This is a genomic window from Pseudomonas sp. NFX98 (assembly GCF_047784845.1).
GTDB lineage: Bacteria > Pseudomonadota > Gammaproteobacteria > Pseudomonadales > Pseudomonadaceae > Aquipseudomonas.
In genome coordinates, this window is sequence record NZ_JBLNNF010000008.1 from 238,494 (window position 1) to 254,793 (window position 16,300).

The 16,300-nt window shown below is 59.3% G+C and carries 13 protein-coding genes; 8 read left to right on the forward strand and 5 right to left on the reverse strand.

Translation table 11 applies throughout. The features are described from left to right. Window positions 1-42 precede the first annotated feature (42 nt). The gene (tcdA, locus tag ACM110_RS13215; RefSeq protein ID WP_416128099.1) at window positions 43-861 is read right to left on the reverse strand and encodes a tRNA cyclic N6-threonylcarbamoyladenosine(37) synthase TcdA; all 819 of its coding nucleotides are present in this window, start codon (window positions 859-861) and stop codon (window positions 43-45) included. A gap of 264 nt (window positions 862-1,125) precedes the next feature. Here tcdA and ACM110_RS13220 point away from each other — a divergent pair, with 264 nt between their 5' ends. The 4 genes from ACM110_RS13220 to ACM110_RS13235 all read left to right on the forward strand — a co-directional run bounded on the left by ACM110_RS13220 (window position 1,126) and on the right by ACM110_RS13235 (window position 6,328). Then, window positions 1,126-3,717 carry a glycosyltransferase gene (locus tag ACM110_RS13220; RefSeq protein WP_416128100.1) on the forward strand — a complete coding sequence of 864 codons (2,592 nt, stop codon included), beginning with the start codon at window positions 1,126-1,128 and terminating at the stop codon, window positions 3,715-3,717. Between the two features lie 196 nt (window positions 3,718-3,913). Next, window positions 3,914-5,065 carry a succinyl-diaminopimelate desuccinylase gene (dapE, locus tag ACM110_RS13225; protein ID WP_416128101.1) on the forward strand — a complete coding sequence of 384 codons (1,152 nt, stop codon included), beginning with the start codon at window positions 3,914-3,916 and terminating at the stop codon, window positions 5,063-5,065. Further along, on the forward strand, window positions 5,065-5,874 hold the full coding sequence (locus ACM110_RS13230; protein WP_416128102.1) for a putative RNA methyltransferase: 810 nt from the start codon (window positions 5,065-5,067) through the stop codon (window positions 5,872-5,874). The genes dapE and ACM110_RS13230 overlap by 1 nt, the downstream gene beginning before the upstream one ends. A gap of 76 nt (window positions 5,875-5,950) precedes the next feature. Further along, the gene (locus ACM110_RS13235; protein WP_046041100.1) at window positions 5,951-6,328 is read left to right on the forward strand and encodes a hypothetical protein; all 378 of its coding nucleotides are present in this window, start codon (window positions 5,951-5,953) and stop codon (window positions 6,326-6,328) included. Between the two features lie 92 nt (window positions 6,329-6,420). On the opposite strand, the gene ACM110_RS13240 is transcribed toward ACM110_RS13235, so the two are convergent. Next, a complete protein-coding gene (locus tag ACM110_RS13240) occupies window positions 6,421-6,630 on the reverse strand; it encodes a cold-shock protein (RefSeq protein WP_007964248.1) in 210 nt (69 codons plus the stop codon). Between the two features lie 235 nt (window positions 6,631-6,865). Between ACM110_RS13240 and plsB the strand changes: the two genes are divergently transcribed. The 4 genes from plsB to ACM110_RS13260 all read left to right on the forward strand — a co-directional run bounded on the left by plsB (window position 6,866) and on the right by ACM110_RS13260 (window position 11,121). Next, window positions 6,866-9,358 carry a glycerol-3-phosphate 1-O-acyltransferase PlsB gene (gene plsB, locus ACM110_RS13245; RefSeq protein WP_416128103.1) on the forward strand — a complete coding sequence of 831 codons (2,493 nt, stop codon included), beginning with the start codon at window positions 6,866-6,868 and terminating at the stop codon, window positions 9,356-9,358. Window positions 9,359-9,527: 169 nt separating this feature from the next. Next, entirely contained in the window at window positions 9,528-9,869 is a 342-nt protein-coding gene (locus tag ACM110_RS13250; protein ID WP_416128104.1) for a YbaY family lipoprotein, read from the forward strand. Between the two features lie 136 nt (window positions 9,870-10,005). Beyond that, on the forward strand, window positions 10,006-10,404 hold the full coding sequence (locus ACM110_RS13255) for a YbaY family lipoprotein (RefSeq protein WP_416128105.1): 399 nt from the start codon (window positions 10,006-10,008) through the stop codon (window positions 10,402-10,404). A gap of 27 nt (window positions 10,405-10,431) precedes the next feature. Then, window positions 10,432-11,121: a DUF4197 domain-containing protein gene (locus ACM110_RS13260; protein WP_416128106.1), complete on the forward strand. Its 690-nt coding sequence runs from the start codon at window positions 10,432-10,434 to the stop codon at window positions 11,119-11,121. A gap of 98 nt (window positions 11,122-11,219) precedes the next feature. On the opposite strand, the gene ACM110_RS13265 is transcribed toward ACM110_RS13260, so the two are convergent. The 3 genes from ACM110_RS13265 to ACM110_RS13275 form a co-directional block, all read right to left on the reverse strand. Further along, window positions 11,220-12,170, reverse strand: a complete 951-nt coding sequence (locus ACM110_RS13265) for a Fic family protein (RefSeq protein ID WP_416128107.1) — start codon at window positions 12,168-12,170, stop codon at window positions 11,220-11,222. Between the two features lie 143 nt (window positions 12,171-12,313). After that, entirely contained in the window at window positions 12,314-12,595 is a 282-nt protein-coding gene (locus ACM110_RS13270; RefSeq protein ID WP_416128108.1) for a DUF6124 family protein, read from the reverse strand. A gap of 639 nt (window positions 12,596-13,234) precedes the next feature. After that, the gene (locus ACM110_RS13275) at window positions 13,235-16,300 is read right to left on the reverse strand and encodes an efflux RND transporter permease subunit (RefSeq protein ID WP_416128109.1); all 3,066 of its coding nucleotides are present in this window, start codon (window positions 16,298-16,300) and stop codon (window positions 13,235-13,237) included.

Below are 16,300 nucleotides of genomic sequence, written 5' to 3' on the forward strand. Positions count from 1 at the left end.
ATCGCAGCCTTCGGCAGCTCCTACAGGAATCTTCGTCGGCCTTTAAACCTGAGGCTTGACCCGATCCGCCGGTCGCCTTACACCCGCCACAATTTTATCCACAGCCTTGGTCGCCGCGACCATGCCGAACGTCGCCGTCACCATCATCACCGCGCCAAAGCCACCAGCGCAGTCGAGCTTCACGCCATCGCCGACAAAACTCTTCTGCAAACAAATGCTGCCGTCCGGTTTCGGATAGCGCAGTTGCTCGGTGGAAAACACGCACGGCACGCTGTAATGGCGGGTCACGGTGCGAGAGAAGCCGTAGTCGCGTCGCAAGGTCGAGCGCACTTTTGAGGCCAACGGGTCATTGAAGGTACGGTTGAGGTCGCAGACCTGAATCAGCGTCGGGTCGATCTGCCCACCCGCACCGCCCGTGGTGATGATCTGGATCTTGCGGCGCTTGCACCAGGCGATCAGCGCCGCTTTGGCGTTAACGCTGTCGATGCAGTCGATCACACAGTCGATGTTCGGCGTGATGTACTCGGCCATGGTGTCGCGGGTGACGAAGTCCGGCACTGCATGCACCGTGCAGTCCGGGTTGATCCCGCGCAAGCGCTCGGCCATCACTTCGACCTTGGGTTTGCCGACGGTGCTGTCCAGCGCGTGCAACTGACGATTGGCGTTGCTGACGCAGACGTCGTCGAGGTCGAACAGCGAAATCTCGCCCACGCCACAACGGGCCATGGCTTCCGCCGCCCAGGAGCCGACGCCACCGACGCCGACGATCGCCACATGGGCCGCACGCAGGCGTTCAAGCCCTTCGACGCCATACAAACGGGCGATGCCTGCAAACCGCGGATCTTCTGTACTCATGACCATCACCTCAAAAACCGGCGCGCATTATAGGGCCGTCGGCGGCCAAGAGCATCATCGAGCTATGAACGGGCATCTTCCATTCAAACTGCATCGAACGAAGATTTGCCCTACACGCTCTAACGAAAGAACTTAAGTCGACTTGGATTGCCCAACGTCCGGCATTTCCCTGTCCGCTGTACGTCCAGAGAAGTGCCAGTGTAGGATGCGCGCCCCTTGGCGACCGCCAATGTTCTTCCTGTTCCACAGCCTTTGGAACCCGAAATAGCTATGTCATCGCGTAAATTTGGACTCAACCTGGTGGTGGTGCTTGCCATCGCTGCCTTGTTTACCGGCTTCTGGGCGCTGATCAACCGCCCGGTCACCGCCCCCAACTGGCCTGAACAGATCTCCGGCTTCTCGTATTCGCCGTTCCAGCAAGGTCAATTCCCACAGAAAGAGCAGTATCCGACCGACGATCAAATGCGTCGCGATCTGGAGATCATGAGCAAGTTGACGGATAACATCCGTACTTACTCGGTCGACGGCACGCTGGAGAACATCCCGAAACTGGCGGAAGAGTTCGGCCTGCGGGTAACTCTAGGGATCTGGATCAGCCCTGACCAGGAACGCAACGAGCGGGAAATCACCCGCGCCATCGAAATCGCCAATTCCTCGCGCAGCGTGGTTCGCGTGGTGGTCGGTAACGAGGCGATCTTCCGCAAGGAAATCACTGCCCAGGAACTCAGCGTCCTGCTGGACCGCGTTCGCGCCGCCGTGAAGGTGCCGGTGACCACGTCCGAGCAATGGCACGTCTGGGAAGAACATCCGGAGCTGGCCAAGCACGTCGACCTGATCGCCGCGCACGTCCTGCCTTACTGGGAATTCATCCCGATGGACAAGGCCGGGCAGTTCGTCCTCGACCGCGCCCGCGACCTGAAAAAGATGTTCCCGAAAAAACCGTTGCTGCTGTCCGAAGTGGGCTGGCCGAGCAACGGCCGCATGCGCGGTGGCGCCGATGCATCGCCGGCAGATCAGGCGATTTACCTGCGCACGCTGGTCAACAAACTCAACCGTCAGGGCTTCAACTACTTCGTGATCGAAGCGTTTGACCAGCCGTGGAAGGCCAGCGACGAAGGTTCGGTGGGCGCCTATTGGGGCGTGTTCAACGCCGCGCGCCAGCAGAAATTCAACTTCGAAGGCCCGGTGGTGGCGATTCCTCAGTGGCGCGTCCTGGCCATCGGCTCGGTCGTCCTGGCCTTGCTGTCGCTGACCTTGCTGATGATCGACGGCTCGGCCCTGCGCCAACGTGGCCGTACCTTCCTGACCTTTATCGCGTTCCTTTGCGGTTCGGTGCTGGTGTGGATCGGTTACGACTACAGCCAGCAATACAGCACCTGGTTCAGCCTGACGGTCGGTTTCTTGCTGGCCCTCGGCGCGCTCGGGGTGTTTATCGTGTTGCTGACCGAGGCCCATGAACTGGCCGAGGCAGTGTGGATTCACAAGCGGCGCCGCGAATTTCTGCCGGTGGTCGGTGATTCCAGCTATCGACCAAAAGTCTCGATCCACGTGCCCTGCTACAACGAGCCGCCGGAGATGGTCAAACAGACCCTCAATGCCCTGGCCAACCTCGACTATCCGGACTTCGAAGTCCTGATCATCGACAACAACACCAAGGACCCGGCGGTCTGGGAGCCGGTGCGCGACTACTGCGAAACCCTCGGCCCGCGCTTCAAGTTCTTCCACGTTGCGCCATTGGCCGGTTTCAAGGGCGGCGCGCTGAACTACCTGATTCCGCACACCGCCAAGGACGCCGAAGTGATCGCGGTGATCGACTCCGATTACTGCGTGCACCCGAACTGGCTCAAGCACATGGTGCCGCACTTCGCCGATCCGAAAATCGCCGTGGTGCAGTCGCCACAGGACTACCGCGACCAGAACGAAAGCACCTTCAAGAAACTCTGCTACGCGGAATACAAAGGCTTCTTCCACATCGGCATGGTCACCCGCAACGACCGTGACGCGATCATCCAGCACGGCACCATGACCATGACCCGGCGCTCGGTGCTTGAAGAACTGGGCTGGGCCGACTGGTGCATCTGTGAAGACGCCGAACTCGGTCTGCGCGTGTTCGAGAAAGGTTTGTCGGCTGCGTATTACCACGACAGCTACGGCAAAGGCCTGATGCCCGACACCTTCATCGACTTCAAGAAACAACGGTTCCGCTGGGCCTACGGCGCGATTCAGATCATCAAGCGTCACACCGCCAGCCTGCTGCGCGGCAAAGATACCGAACTGACTCGCGGCCAACGCTACCACTTCCTCGCGGGCTGGTTACCGTGGGTGGCGGACGGCATGAACATCTTCTTCACCGTCGGCGCACTGTTGTGGTCGGCGGCGATGATCATCGTTCCGCAGCGGGTCGATCCGCCGTTGCTGATTTTCGCGATCCCGCCGTTGGCGCTGTTCGTGTTCAAGGTCGGCAAGATCATCTTCCTCTACCGTCGTGCGGTAGGCGTGAACCTGAAAGATGCGTTCTGCGCGGCTCTGGCCGGGCTGGCGTTGTCGCACACCATCGCCAAAGCGGTGTTGTACGGCTTCTTCACCAGCAGCATTCCGTTCTTCCGCACGCCAAAGAATGCCGATAACCACGGCTTCTGGGTGGCCATTTCGGAAGCCCAGGAAGAAGTGTTCATCATGCTGCTGTTGTGGGGCGCGGCCTTGGGGATCTTCCTGGTCAACGGCATGCCGAGCAACGACATGCGCTTCTGGGTGACCATGTTGCTGGTGCAATCGCTGCCGTACCTGGCGGCGTTGATCATGGCCTTCCTGTCGTCGCTGCCAAAACCGGCACCGGAGGCGCAGACGGCACCTGCCGTCTAAATCTCTGCGGATGCACTAAACGGCGGCCAATGGTCGCCGTTTTGCTTTAAGATAACCGCCATTTTGCGCGCCTTGCCCCATTCATGTAGGAGCAAAGCTTGCTCGCGATTGGCGCGACTCGATGTAACAGAAAGTCCTCATCATCGTTCATCGCGAGCAAGCTTTGCTCCAACACAATATGCTTCCGGAGTTTTCCATGACGGCCCAAGCCGACCTTTCGCCGACCCTTCAACTCGCCATCGACCTGATCCGTCGTCCGTCCGTCACGCCGGTCGACGCCGATTGCCAGAAGCAGATGATGCAGCGCCTGGGCGATGCCGGTTTTGTGCTGGAGCCGATGCGCATCGAAGATGTGGATAACTTCTGGGCCACCCACGGTAAACACGACGGTCCGGTGCTGTGCTTCGCCGGCCACACCGACGTGGTGCCGACCGGCCCGGTGACCGCCTGGCAGATCGACCCGTTCAACGCGCTGATCGACGAACACGGCATGCTCTGCGGCCGTGGCGCGGCGGACATGAAAGGCAGCCTGGCGTCGATGACTGTGGCGGCCGAGCGTTTCGTCGCCGACTACCCGGATCACAAAGGGAAAGTCGCGTTCCTGATCACCAGCGACGAAGAAGGCCCGGCGCACCACGGCACCAAGGCGGTGGTTGAACGTCTGGCCGCACGCAAAGAGCGTCTGGACTGGTGCATCGTCGGCGAACCGTCGAGCACCACCCTGGTCGGTGACGTGGTCAAGAACGGCCGTCGCGGCTCCCTCGGCGCCAAGCTGACCGTACGCGGCATCCAGGGCCACGTGGCTTACCCGCACCTGGCGAAGAACCCGATCCACCTCGCCGCCCCGGCCCTGGCAGAACTGGCCGCCGAGCATTGGGACCACGGCAACGATTTCTTCCCGCCGACCAGTTTCCAGATTTCCAACGTCAACTCCGGCACCGGTGCGACCAACGTCATCCCGGGTGACCTGGTGGCGGTGTTCAATTTCCGTTTCTCCACCGAGTCGACCGTTGAAGGCCTGCAGAAGCGCGTTGCCGACATCCTCGACAAGCATGGCCTGGACTGGCACATCGACTGGGCGCTGTCCGGCCTGCCGTTCCTCACCGAGCCGGGCGCGCTGCTTGACGCCGTATCGTCGAGCATCAAGGACATCACCGGCCGCGAAACCAAGGCGTCCACCAGCGGTGGCACCTCCGACGGCCGCTTCATCGCGACCATGGGCACGCAAGTGGTTGAGCTGGGGCCGGTCAACGCGACCATCCACCAGGTCAACGAACGCGTGCTGGCCGCCGATCTCGACGTGCTGACCGAAATCTACTACCAGACCATGATCAAGTTGCTCGCCTGATGCTTGCGTGTCCGATCTGTAGCGAACCGCTGAGCGCGGTGGACAACGGCGTGGCGTGCCCCGCCGGGCATCGTTTCGACCGCGCGCGCCAGGGTTACCTGAACCTGTTGCCGGTGCAGCACAAGAACAGCCGCGACCCAGGGGATAACCAGGCGATGGTCGAAGCCCGCCGCGACTTCTTGAACGCCGGGCATTACGCGCCGGTGGCCAAGCGTCTGGCGGAGTTGGCCGCGAGTTATGCACCGCAGCGCTGGCTCGACATCGGTTGTGGCGAGGGTTACTACACCGCGCAAATCGCCGATGCCTTGCCGCACGCTGACGGCTACGCCCTGGACATTTCCCGGGAAGCGGTCAAACGCGCCTGCAAACGCAATCCGAAATTGACCTGGTTGATCGCCAGCATGGCCCGTGTGCCGCTGGCTTCCGGCAGTTGCCAGTTTCTGGCCAGTGTCTTCAGCCCGCTGGATTGGGATGAAGCCAAACGCCTGCTCAGCGTCGGCGGCGGTCTGATGAAAGTCGGGCCGACCAGCGGCCACCTGATGGAATTGCGCGAGCGGCTATACGACGAAGTTCGCGAGTACATTGACGACAAGCATCTGGACCTGGTGCCGGAAGGCATGGCGCTGGCGCACAGCGAAACCCTCACGTTCAAGCTGACGCTGGACAAGCCGCAAGACCGCGCCAACCTGCTGGCGATGACGCCTCACGGCTGGCGCGCGAGTGCCGAGCGTCGTGCGGCAGTCATCGATCAGGCCGAGCCGTTCGAGACCACGGTGTCAATGCGCTACGATTATTTCGTTCTTCAATAACCTTTTGGTTCCGGGCGAGTGCCCGAGGCCGGCTAAATCCGCGAATGGATTTTTCAGACACGCAGTGAGGACATCCATGCGCCAACCCGATATCGAGATTTACCTGAAAGACGCCGACGTCGACCACAAAGCCATTTCCGCCTGGCTCGGTGCGGCATTGGGTCCGTGCACCGACTGGGTCCAGAAAGGCCAGACCTACAAGTGCAAGGCTGGCAACGTCCCGGTGACCTGGTTACCGAAAGCCGTAGGAAAGTGGAACAGCCTGTACCTGGAAAGCGACCAGACCCCGTGGGACGACGACATCGCCTGCGCCCGCGCCGCATTTGCCGCGCTGAACGTTGAAGTGCGTTGCGCACCAGGAACGTGGGTCGAGGAAGAAGGCGAAGAGACGGCGGATCGCTGGATTCGCATCAGCGCCGATGGTGAAGAAGAGATCACCTGGAAAACCGCATAAAAGCAAAAAGATCGCAGCCTGCGGCAGCTCCTACAAGGTTATGTGTACACCTGTAGGAGCTGCCGCAGGCTGCGATCTTTTGATCTTGAGAATTACAGCCCCACCACATCCTCAGCCTGCAAGCCTTTCTCTCCGGTCACCACAGCATATTCAACCTGCTGGCCTTCGGTCAGTGAACGGTGGCCTTCACCGCGAATCGCGCGGTAGTGCACGAACACGTCCACCCCGTCTTCGCGCTGAATGAAGCCGTAGCCCTTGGCGTCGTTGAACCACTTCACGTTGCCGGTTTCACGTGTTGCCATTTGTTCATACCCCTTTTTTATTATTGATCGGGCTCTTCGCAGGAAAGCCTCGGGAACGTCAGCCTGCACATGCTGGCCCAATGAAGGCAGCGGCGACAGACCGCCGAGTATATGACAGTCGTTAAAACTCTCAATAGAGTTTACTTACGGGCTTTTTTGCCGATTTTCGATGAATCCGGCACACTATCGACCGCCCGAGCAAACGCTCGGTTTTATTCACTCACGCAGAAGCCGTATGACCCGTTCCCCGTTCCGCCGTCTTGTGTTTGGCACCCTGCGCCGACTGTTGTACCTCTGGGTTCGCTCCGAGACAATCAACCAGTCGTCGTTCACCCTCAACCTCGACCGCAGTCGTCCGGTGTTCTACGTCCTGCAAAACCCTTCGCTGACCGACCTTGCCGTGGTTGACACCGAATGCAGCAAGGCTGGACTGCCGCGTCCGGTGCTGCCGGTCTCGGTGGGTAACCTGCTGGAACCGGCCGCGTTCTTCTATCTGACCCCAGACCCGGACTGGCTCGGTCGCCAGGACAAGCGCGGCGCGCCGCCGACCCTGACCCGCCTGGTCAGCGCCCTGAGCCAGAACGCCGCCGAAGATGCGCAGATCATTCCGGTCAGCGTGTTCTGGGGCCAGTCGCCGGACAGCGAAAACAGCCCGTGGAAACTTCTGTTCGCCGACAGTTGGGCCGTCACCGGGCGCCTGCGTCGCTTGCTCCGCATCATCGTGCTGGGGCGCAAGACCCGCGTGCAGTTCTCCGCGCCGATCCACCTGCGCGAGCTGATCGAGCACAACAAGGGCCACGAGCGCACTGTGCGCATGGCCCAACGCATCCTGCGGGTGCACTTCCGCAATCTGAAGGCTGCAGTCATCGGTCCGGACATTTCCCACCGGCGCAATCTGGTCAAAGGTCTGCTCAACCAGCCGATGGTCAAGCAAGCGATCCTCGACGAAGCCGAGCGCGAGAACATCTCCCCGGAAAAAGCCAAGGCCCAGGCCCTGCGCTATGGCAACGAAATCGCCTCGGACTACACCTACACGGCGATCCGTTTTATGGAAGTGGTGCTGAGCTGGTTCTGGAACAAGATCTACGACGGCATCAAGGTCAACCACATCGAAGGCGTGCAGAAGGTCGCCCAGGGTCACGAAGTGATCTACGTGCCGTGCCACCGCAGCCACATCGACTACCTGCTGCTCTCCTATCTGCTGTTCCGCAACGGCCTGACCCCGCCGCACATCGCCGCCGGCATCAACCTGAACATGCCGGTGATCGGTAGCCTGCTGCGTCGTGGCGGCGCGTTCTTCATGCGCCGCACGTTCAAGGGCAATCCGCTGTACACCTCGGTGTTCAACGAATACCTGCACACCCTGTTCACCAAAGGTTTCCCTGTCGAATACTTCGTCGAAGGCGGCCGTTCGCGCACCGGGCGCATGCTGCAACCGAAAACCGGGATGCTGGCGATCACCCTGCGCAGCTTCCTGCGTTCGTCGCGCATGCCCATCGTGTTCGTGCCGGTGTACATCGGCTACGAACGCGTACTGGAAGGGCGAACCTATCTTGGCGAGTTGCGCGGTGCGGCCAAGAAGAAAGAGTCGATCTTCGACATTTTCAAAGTCATCGGCGCGCTCAAACAGCGCTTCGGTCAGGTGGCGGTGAACTTCGGCGAGCCGATCAAACTGGCGGAATTCCTCGACAGCGAACAACCGGACTGGCGCCAACAGGAACTCGGCCCGCAGTTCAAACCGGCCTGGCTCAACGAAACCACCAATCGCCTCGGCGAGAAAGTCGCGCAACACCTGAATGAGGCGGCGGCGATCAACCCGGTCAACCTCGTTGCGCTGGCGCTGCTGTCCACCAGCCGTCTGGCCCTGGATGATCGCGCCATGGCGCGGGTGCTCGACCTGTATCTGGCGCTGCTGCGCAAAGTCCCGTATTCCCCGCACACCACATTGCCGGAAGGTGACGGCCGCGCGTTGATCGAACATGTGAAGGACATGGATCTGCTGTCCGAACAGAGCGATGCCCTGGGCAAGATCTTGTATCTGGACGAACAGAACGCCGTCCTGATGACCTACTACCGCAACAACGTTTTGCACATCTTCGCCCTGCCGGCATTGCTGGCGAGCTTCTTCCAGAGCGCCTCGCGCATGAGCCGCGAACAGATCCTGCGCTACACCCGCGCGCTGTACCCGTACCTGCAAGCCGAGCTGTTCATTCGCTGGTCGCTGGATGAGTTGGACGCGGTGATCGATCAATGGCTGGAAGCCTTCGTCGAACAAGGCCTGCTGCGGTTCGAGAACGACGTATACCTGCGTCCGGCACCAAGCTCGCGGCATTTCGTGCTGCTGACACTGCTGTCGAAAAGTATCGCCCAGACTCTGCAGCGCTTCTACATGACGGTTTCCTTGCTGCTCAATAGCGGCCAGAACAGCATCAGCGCCGAAGAACTGGAAGATCTGTGCACGGTGATGGCCCAGCGCCTATCGATCCTGCATGGCCTCAACGCCCCGGAATTCTTCGACAAGAGCCTGTTCCGCCACTTCATCCAGACCCTGCTCGACCTCGACGTGCTCAAGCGAGATGAAGCGGGCAAGTTGAGCTACCACGAACTGCTCGGCGAACTGGCCGAAGGCGCGGCCAAACGGGTGTTGCCGGCGGATATTCGTCTGTCGATCCGTCAGGTGGCGGTGCATCGCAGTGAAGATGCGGCGGAATTGGTAATGCCGATCTGATTTCATTCGGATCACTGCACGTCGTTTTATGGCTGAAGCAAGGATGCTTCTGACTCATACCACTCCCCCTTCGTCCCGAATCGCAGGATTTTCCCTACATAGAAATCGTGGTATCGACCCTATGCTGGGCGCTCGCCAATTCCGGCGATTCATTGATAAGGAAATCAATATGAGCAACGACCCCGTGAAGACCATCAGCGGCAAAGTGCATTATTTCGAAAGGATTGCGCTGCTGCCGAACTCGACACTCAATGTCCGCCTGCTGGATGTCAGCCTGGCAGACGCCCCGGCCCAAGAACTGGCCGTGCAGATCATCCCAAATGCAGAAAAAGCCGGGCTGGATTTCAACTTGGCGTACAGGCTTGCAGATGTCCTGAACGGGCATACCTATGCCATCAGGGCGAGTATCACCCATGGTGACGATCTGATCTTTTCCAGCAATCAACATCATCCGGTGGTTTTGGGCGTCGATCATTTGAAGGGGCAAAACGTGCTCGTCAGCCTCGTCTGATAACGACCCCACGCACTACCGGCACTACCCCCAGCCCCATGTTGCAACAGGTGGTCGAGGATATTGCCCGCATAATTCGCTAAATTATCGTTGGCGCTCCGAGGTTCTTCGGGCGCCAATGACAAGGACTCTCATCATGAAAAAAATCTCTCTGCTTGGACTTACCGTTTTGCTCGGCGCGTGCCAATCCATGCAACCTGCTCCGAAAGCCAGCCTCGATGGCGAAGTCTTCTATCTGCAACGCAGTGCCTTGCCACCGAGCGCGGTCTTGAGCGTCAGCCTGCAGGACATTTCCCTGGCCGACGCCCCGGCAGTGGTGCTCGACGAACAGAAAGGTCAGGTCAAAGGACAGGTGCCGCTGCCGTTTCATCTGAGTTACGATCCGGCGCAGGTTAAACCTGGGCATCGCTACTCGGTCAGCGCGCGCATCGAAGTCGACGGTAAGCTGATGTTCATCACCACTGAAAACCATGCCGTGCAGCTCGATGGCAATGACCCGCAACCGCTGAAAATACGCGTCGACGCCGTCCGCTAACTCTCTTTTTTGTACAAGGAAGCCACCATGTTCCGCCCTACCCTTCGCTTCGCCGGCCTGTGCGCAGGTTTGATGATCAGTGCCAGCGCGATGGCGCTGTCCCTCAGCGACCTGTCGCAGAAAGACGCCACCGGCGGACTCAAGGATGCCTTGACCCAAGGCGCGCAACTGGCCGTGAAACAGCTCGGCACCCCCGGCGGCTTCAGCAACAACCCGGACGTGAAAATCGAACTGCCGGGCAAACTGGGCAAAGTAGCCAGCAAAATGAAACAGTTCGGCATGGGTGATCAGGTCGATCAGCTGGAAACCAGCATGAACAAAGCCGCTGAAACCGCCGTGACCCAAGCCCAGCCAATCCTGGTGGATGCGGTGAAGAAAATGTCCGTGGAAGACGCCAAGGGCATCCTCAGCGGCGGCAACGACTCGGCTACCCAGTACCTGAACAAAACCAGCCGCGAACAAATTCGCGCCAAGTTCCTGCCGATCGTCAAGCAAGCCACCGACAAGGTTGGCCTGGCCCAGCAATACAACTCATTCGCCGGTCAAGCCGCGACCATGGGCGTGATCGACACCAAGAATGCCAACATCGAAAGCTACGTCACCGAACAGGCGCTGAACGGCTTGTTCGAAATGATTGGCAAACAGGAAGAAACCATCCGCCAGAACCCGGCGGCTGCGGCGACCAGTTTGGCGAAGAAGGTGTTTGGTACCCTTTGAGGCTTACTGCAAGACCCTGTGCGGGCTTGCTCGCGAATGCGGTGTGTCAGTCAACGTTCAAGTCGACTGACATGGCCTCATCGCCAGCAGGCTGGCTCTCACAATGGTTCACGCAAAAAGTACACACACTCCCGCCCCATCCTGCGTTTCTCAAACAACTTCAACTCGACCAGCCCATTCAACGTGGCCGATGCCGTGTTGTAAGAGCAACCCAGATTCTCCTTCACATTGCCCGCCGTAAACTCCTTGGCCATTCCGCTCTTGGCCACTTGGTACAATGCCCGCTGTTTCTCGGTGAGTTGCTCGAGAAAACCGCTCTCCTGCAGCCAGCAATCGAACTGCTGCGCATCGATCAGACTTTTCCGATATGCTTCGGTAAAACTGCCTACAGCTCGCAACACCACTGAACACTGGAAATCGATGAAATACGTCAGATCCAGGTCGTCCGCCTCGGTATCCAGATACGAGCGCCCGTACTTCACCGGCGCATTGCGCAACAAAACACTGATCGCGATGTAGCGGAACGCCGAATAGTCATTCTTGAACATGAACCAGTAGAACAGCGCCCTTGCGACCCGACCGTTGCCGTCGCGAAAGGGATGCTCGTAACCGAGTGCAAAATGCAGCGCGATGCCTTTGATCAACGGATGAAGGTAATTCGCTTGAAGGCGCCGTTGGCGCAAAAAGCCATTTCTGCGGTGGACCGGCAAACGACAACCGCGGTGTTGGAGTACATGACCGGCCAGATCGGCGAGCGTGCGCATTTCACTTATCTTCATCACGAATTGCAACCACCGGGAAGGTTCACCCAAGGACATAAGACGCGAATATTGTGCAGCCCGGGCTTTCTTCACCAACGCCCAGCACAGATTCGAATCCAGCCCCGGCGCCCAGCGATAGCGCAATGCGTCGTATGACAGGTAACGCCCTCGATCATCCAGAGGCTTGAGCAACGCGAGGTAGTCGCAAAGGCGCTCCTTGTGCGGTGATTGACCAAGCCGATCGAACACCGGATCAGACCTTCCCCTCAACCTGGGTGGATTTCTCATGGGTGATGACTCAAACGCTCGTAAACCGGACACTCGAGTACAACACCTGGATCTTTGAGTCTCAATATCAGACGAGTCTGAGATCTGTGTAGGAACGATGTTTGCCCGCCGACCTCTACGGACTAAGCGGGCTTTTTGTTGTACTAGTGCTGTGGGTCGAGTTGGTCCAGCACGCCGTTCACCGATAATTGCGCCAGGACAATCATCTGCTGAATACCCAACAGCAGATTGCAGGTTGGACCGGTCAGGGTGGATGACAACTCTGTGGCCATCACATTGGCCGAGGCGAGGGTTTCGTAGGCGTGGACGAGTAGGGTTTCGGGGTTGATGCCTGGGTGGATGGTGAAGATTGGGCAGGGGCGGTGGGAAATTCTCGTTGGTTTTTCCGATTCCGTGGCGGAAGAATTTGGAGTGTCTTTGATCATTGCGAAGCTCCCATAGTAGGCACCTAACAAACTATTGGCGGGCTTGCAGTCCCGGTCGCTGAATTGGCAGCGACGGTCAAAGGCTAGAGATCGGGGTTCCGACGGGCAACCTGAAAATCTTGTGGGAAAGGTCTGAATGTTTGATTGAGTGATAAATAGTGTTGGCTGTCAGGCCGCCATCGCTGGCAAGCCAGCTCCCACAGGGGACGGGATATATCTGGCAGAGACTGGTCGTCTGTCTGGCCGCCATCGCCAGCAGGCTGGCTCCCACAGAAGAGCAAATCGGCGTACTCCTCAGCTCTTCACCACTCCACAGGCCGAGCGTTAGCTCGCCTGCCGCTTTTGATCTTGATTCACCCGCCCCCTCGGGACGCTGAGTGGAGGTGTTCATCCGGGGAGTGGCGCGCAGCGCCGTTCGACGCAGTCGAACACGCTGCATGTAGGTCGTCGCGTAGCAGACCGGAGGGCAGTGTCCCCGGATGGATACCGTAGCGAAGGAACCCCGAGCCCCAGCGAGGGGCGGTACGTTCGGGGCGAGCGTTTTTTTGCTTACTTTTTTGAGGCGTTTGTCAAAAAAGTGAGTCGCCGTAAGGGCGAAACCATAAGCCGCCGTTACCGAAGAAACGGATATGTACCCGATCAAACAGTCTCCTTCCGAACCCGAAACCACGCAGCATAAAGGGCAGGCAAAAACAAAAGCGTCAACGCCGTAGCCACAATCAACCCCCCCATGATCGCCACCGCCATCGGCCCGAAAAACACACTGCGCGACAACGGAATCATCGCCAACACCGCAGCAAGCGCCGTCAACACAATCGGCCGGAACCGCCGCACCGTCGCCTCGATAATCGCCTGCCAAGGCTTCAACCCTGCCTTGATATCCTGCTCGATCTGATCCACCAGAATCACCGAGTTACGCATGATCATCCCCGACAAGGCGATGGTCCCGAGCATGGCGACAAAACCAAACGGCTGACGGAACACCATCAGAAACAGCGTCACCCCGATCAATCCCAACGGCGCCGTCAGAAACACCATCGCCGTGCGTGAGAAACTGCGCAGTTGCAGCATCAGCAACGTCAGCACCACGACGATGAACATCGGCACACCGGCGTTGACCGACTTCTGCCCACGCTCCGAATCTTCCACCGTGCCACCAACATCCAGCAAATACCCGTCCGGCAATTCAGCACGAATCGGATCGAGGGTCGGCATGATCTGCTTCACCAGCGTCGCCGGTTGCTCCTTGCCATAAATGTCCGCACGAACAGTCACGTTGGGCAGGCGATTGCGGTGCCAGATCACGCCTTCTTCGAAGCCATACTCGAGGGTCGCGATCTGCGACAGGGCCACGCTGCGACCGTTGTCGGTCGGCACCGCCAGGCTTGGCAACAACGACAGCTCGGTACGCTCATGTGCGGTGCCGCGCAGCAGAATCTCGATCAACTCGTTGTCTTCACGATACTGGCTGACACTGGAACCGGTCAGCGAGCTCTGCAAGAACTTCGACAGGTTCGCCGTGCTCACGCCAAGTGCCCGGGCACGGTCCTGATCGATGTTCAGGTACACGACTTTGCTCGGCTCTTCCCAGTCCAGGTGAACGTTGGCCACATGCGGGTTTTCGCGAACCTTGGCCGCGACCTTGCGGGCCAGTGCGCGGACTTCCTCGATGTGCTCACCGGTGACGCGGAACTGCACTGGATAGCCAACCGGCGGGCCGTTTTCCAGACGAGTGACCCGCGAGCGCAGGGCCGGGAATTGTTCGTTGAGAGTCGCGATCAACCAGGTGCGCAGGCTTTCACGCTCTTCGATGGTTTTCGCCAGGACGACAAACTGGGCGAAGCTCGCCGCAGGCAACTGCTGATCCAGCGGCAGGTAAAAACGTGGCGAACCCGTGCCGACGTAGGCCACGTAGTTGTCGATTCCCGCCTTGTCCTTGAGCAGCGCTTCGAGGCGTTTGACCTCATCGGCGGTGTTGCTCAGGGACGCGCCTTCGGCCAGTTTCAGGTCGACCATCAACTCCAGTCGGCCCGATGCCGGGAAAAATTGCTGTGGCACGAAGCGGAACAGCACGATGGAGGCAATGAACAACACCACGGTCGCCAGGATCACGGTTTTGCGCCAATGCACGCACCACTCCACCAGTCGTCTGACGCGCTGATAGAACGGTGTGCCGTAAGGATCAGGTTGGCCCGTGCCATGTTTGGCCGCATGAATTTTCGCCAGGTCCGGCAGGAGTTTTTCACCGAGGAACGGTACAAAAACCACGGCCACCACCCACGACGCCAACAGCGCAATGGTGACCACCTCAAAAATTGAGCGGGTGTATTCGCCAGTACCGGATTGCGCCGTGGCGATCGGCAGGAACCCGGCAGCGGTGATCAGCGTGCCGGTGAGCATCGGGAACGCAGTGCTGGTCCAGGCATAGCTCGCGGCTTTGATCCGGTCGAAGCCCTGCTCCATTTTGATCGCCATCATTTCCACGGCGATGATCGCGTCGTCCACCAGCAAACCCAGCGCCAACACCAATGCGCCAAGGGAAATCTTGTGCAGGCCGATGCCGAGGTAATACATGCAGGCGAACGTCATCGCCAACACCAACGGAATCGCCAGGGCGACCACCATGCCGGTGCGCACGCCGAGGGAGAAGAAGCTCACCAGCAACACAATCGCCAATGCTTCCACCAGCACCTGGACGAACTCGCCGACACCGGTCTTCACCGCTGCCGGTTGATCGGAGACCTTGCGCAGTTGCATCCCGGCCGGGAGGTTTTTCTGGATGCGGGCGAATTCGACTTCCAGCGCTTTGCCCAGCACCAGGATGTCGCCACCGTCTTTCATGGCCACGGCCAGACCGATCGCATCCTCCGCCATAAAGCGCATACGCGGCGCCGGTGGATCATTGAAGCCACGTCGTACGTTGGCTACATCGGAAATGCGGAACGTGCGATCGCCGACGCGAATCGGGAAGTTCTTGATCTCATCGACTGTCTGAAAATTCCCCGAGACCCGTAGCTGCAATCGCTCGCTGGTGGTTTCGAAGAAGCCGGCGGTAGAGACCGCATTCTGTTCTTCAAGCGCCTGTTGCACCGCCGCCAACGGCAAGCCCAGGGTGGCGAGTTTGACGTTGGAGAGTTCGATCCAGATCTTTTCGTCCTGCAAGCCGAGCAGATCGACCTTGCCCACGTCCTTGACCCGTTGCAGCTGGATCTGGATGCGGTCGGCGTAATCCTTGAGCACGGCGTAGTCGAAGCCGTCGCCAGTCAATGCGTAGATGTTGCCGAAGGTGGTGCCGAATTCATCGTTGAAGAACGGCCCCTGAATCCCCGGCGGCAAGGTATGGCGGATGTCGCTGACCTTCTTGCGCACCTGATACCAGAGCTCCGGAATGTCCACCGAGTGCATGGAATCGCGGGCAATGAACGTCACCTGGGACTCGCCCGGGCGGGAGAACGAGACGATGCGCTCGTACTCGCCGGTTTCCATCAATTTCTTTTCAATACGCTCGGTGACCTGGCGCGAGACTTCCTGCGCCGTGGCACCCGGCCAATTGGTACGGATCACCATGGCTTTGAAGGTGAACGGCGGGTCTTCGCTCTGGCCGAGTTTGGTGTAGGAAAGTGCACCAACGATGGCCAGCAAGAGCATCAGGAACAGTACGATCTGGCGATTGCGCAGCGCCCAGGCGGAAAGATTGAAACCCAT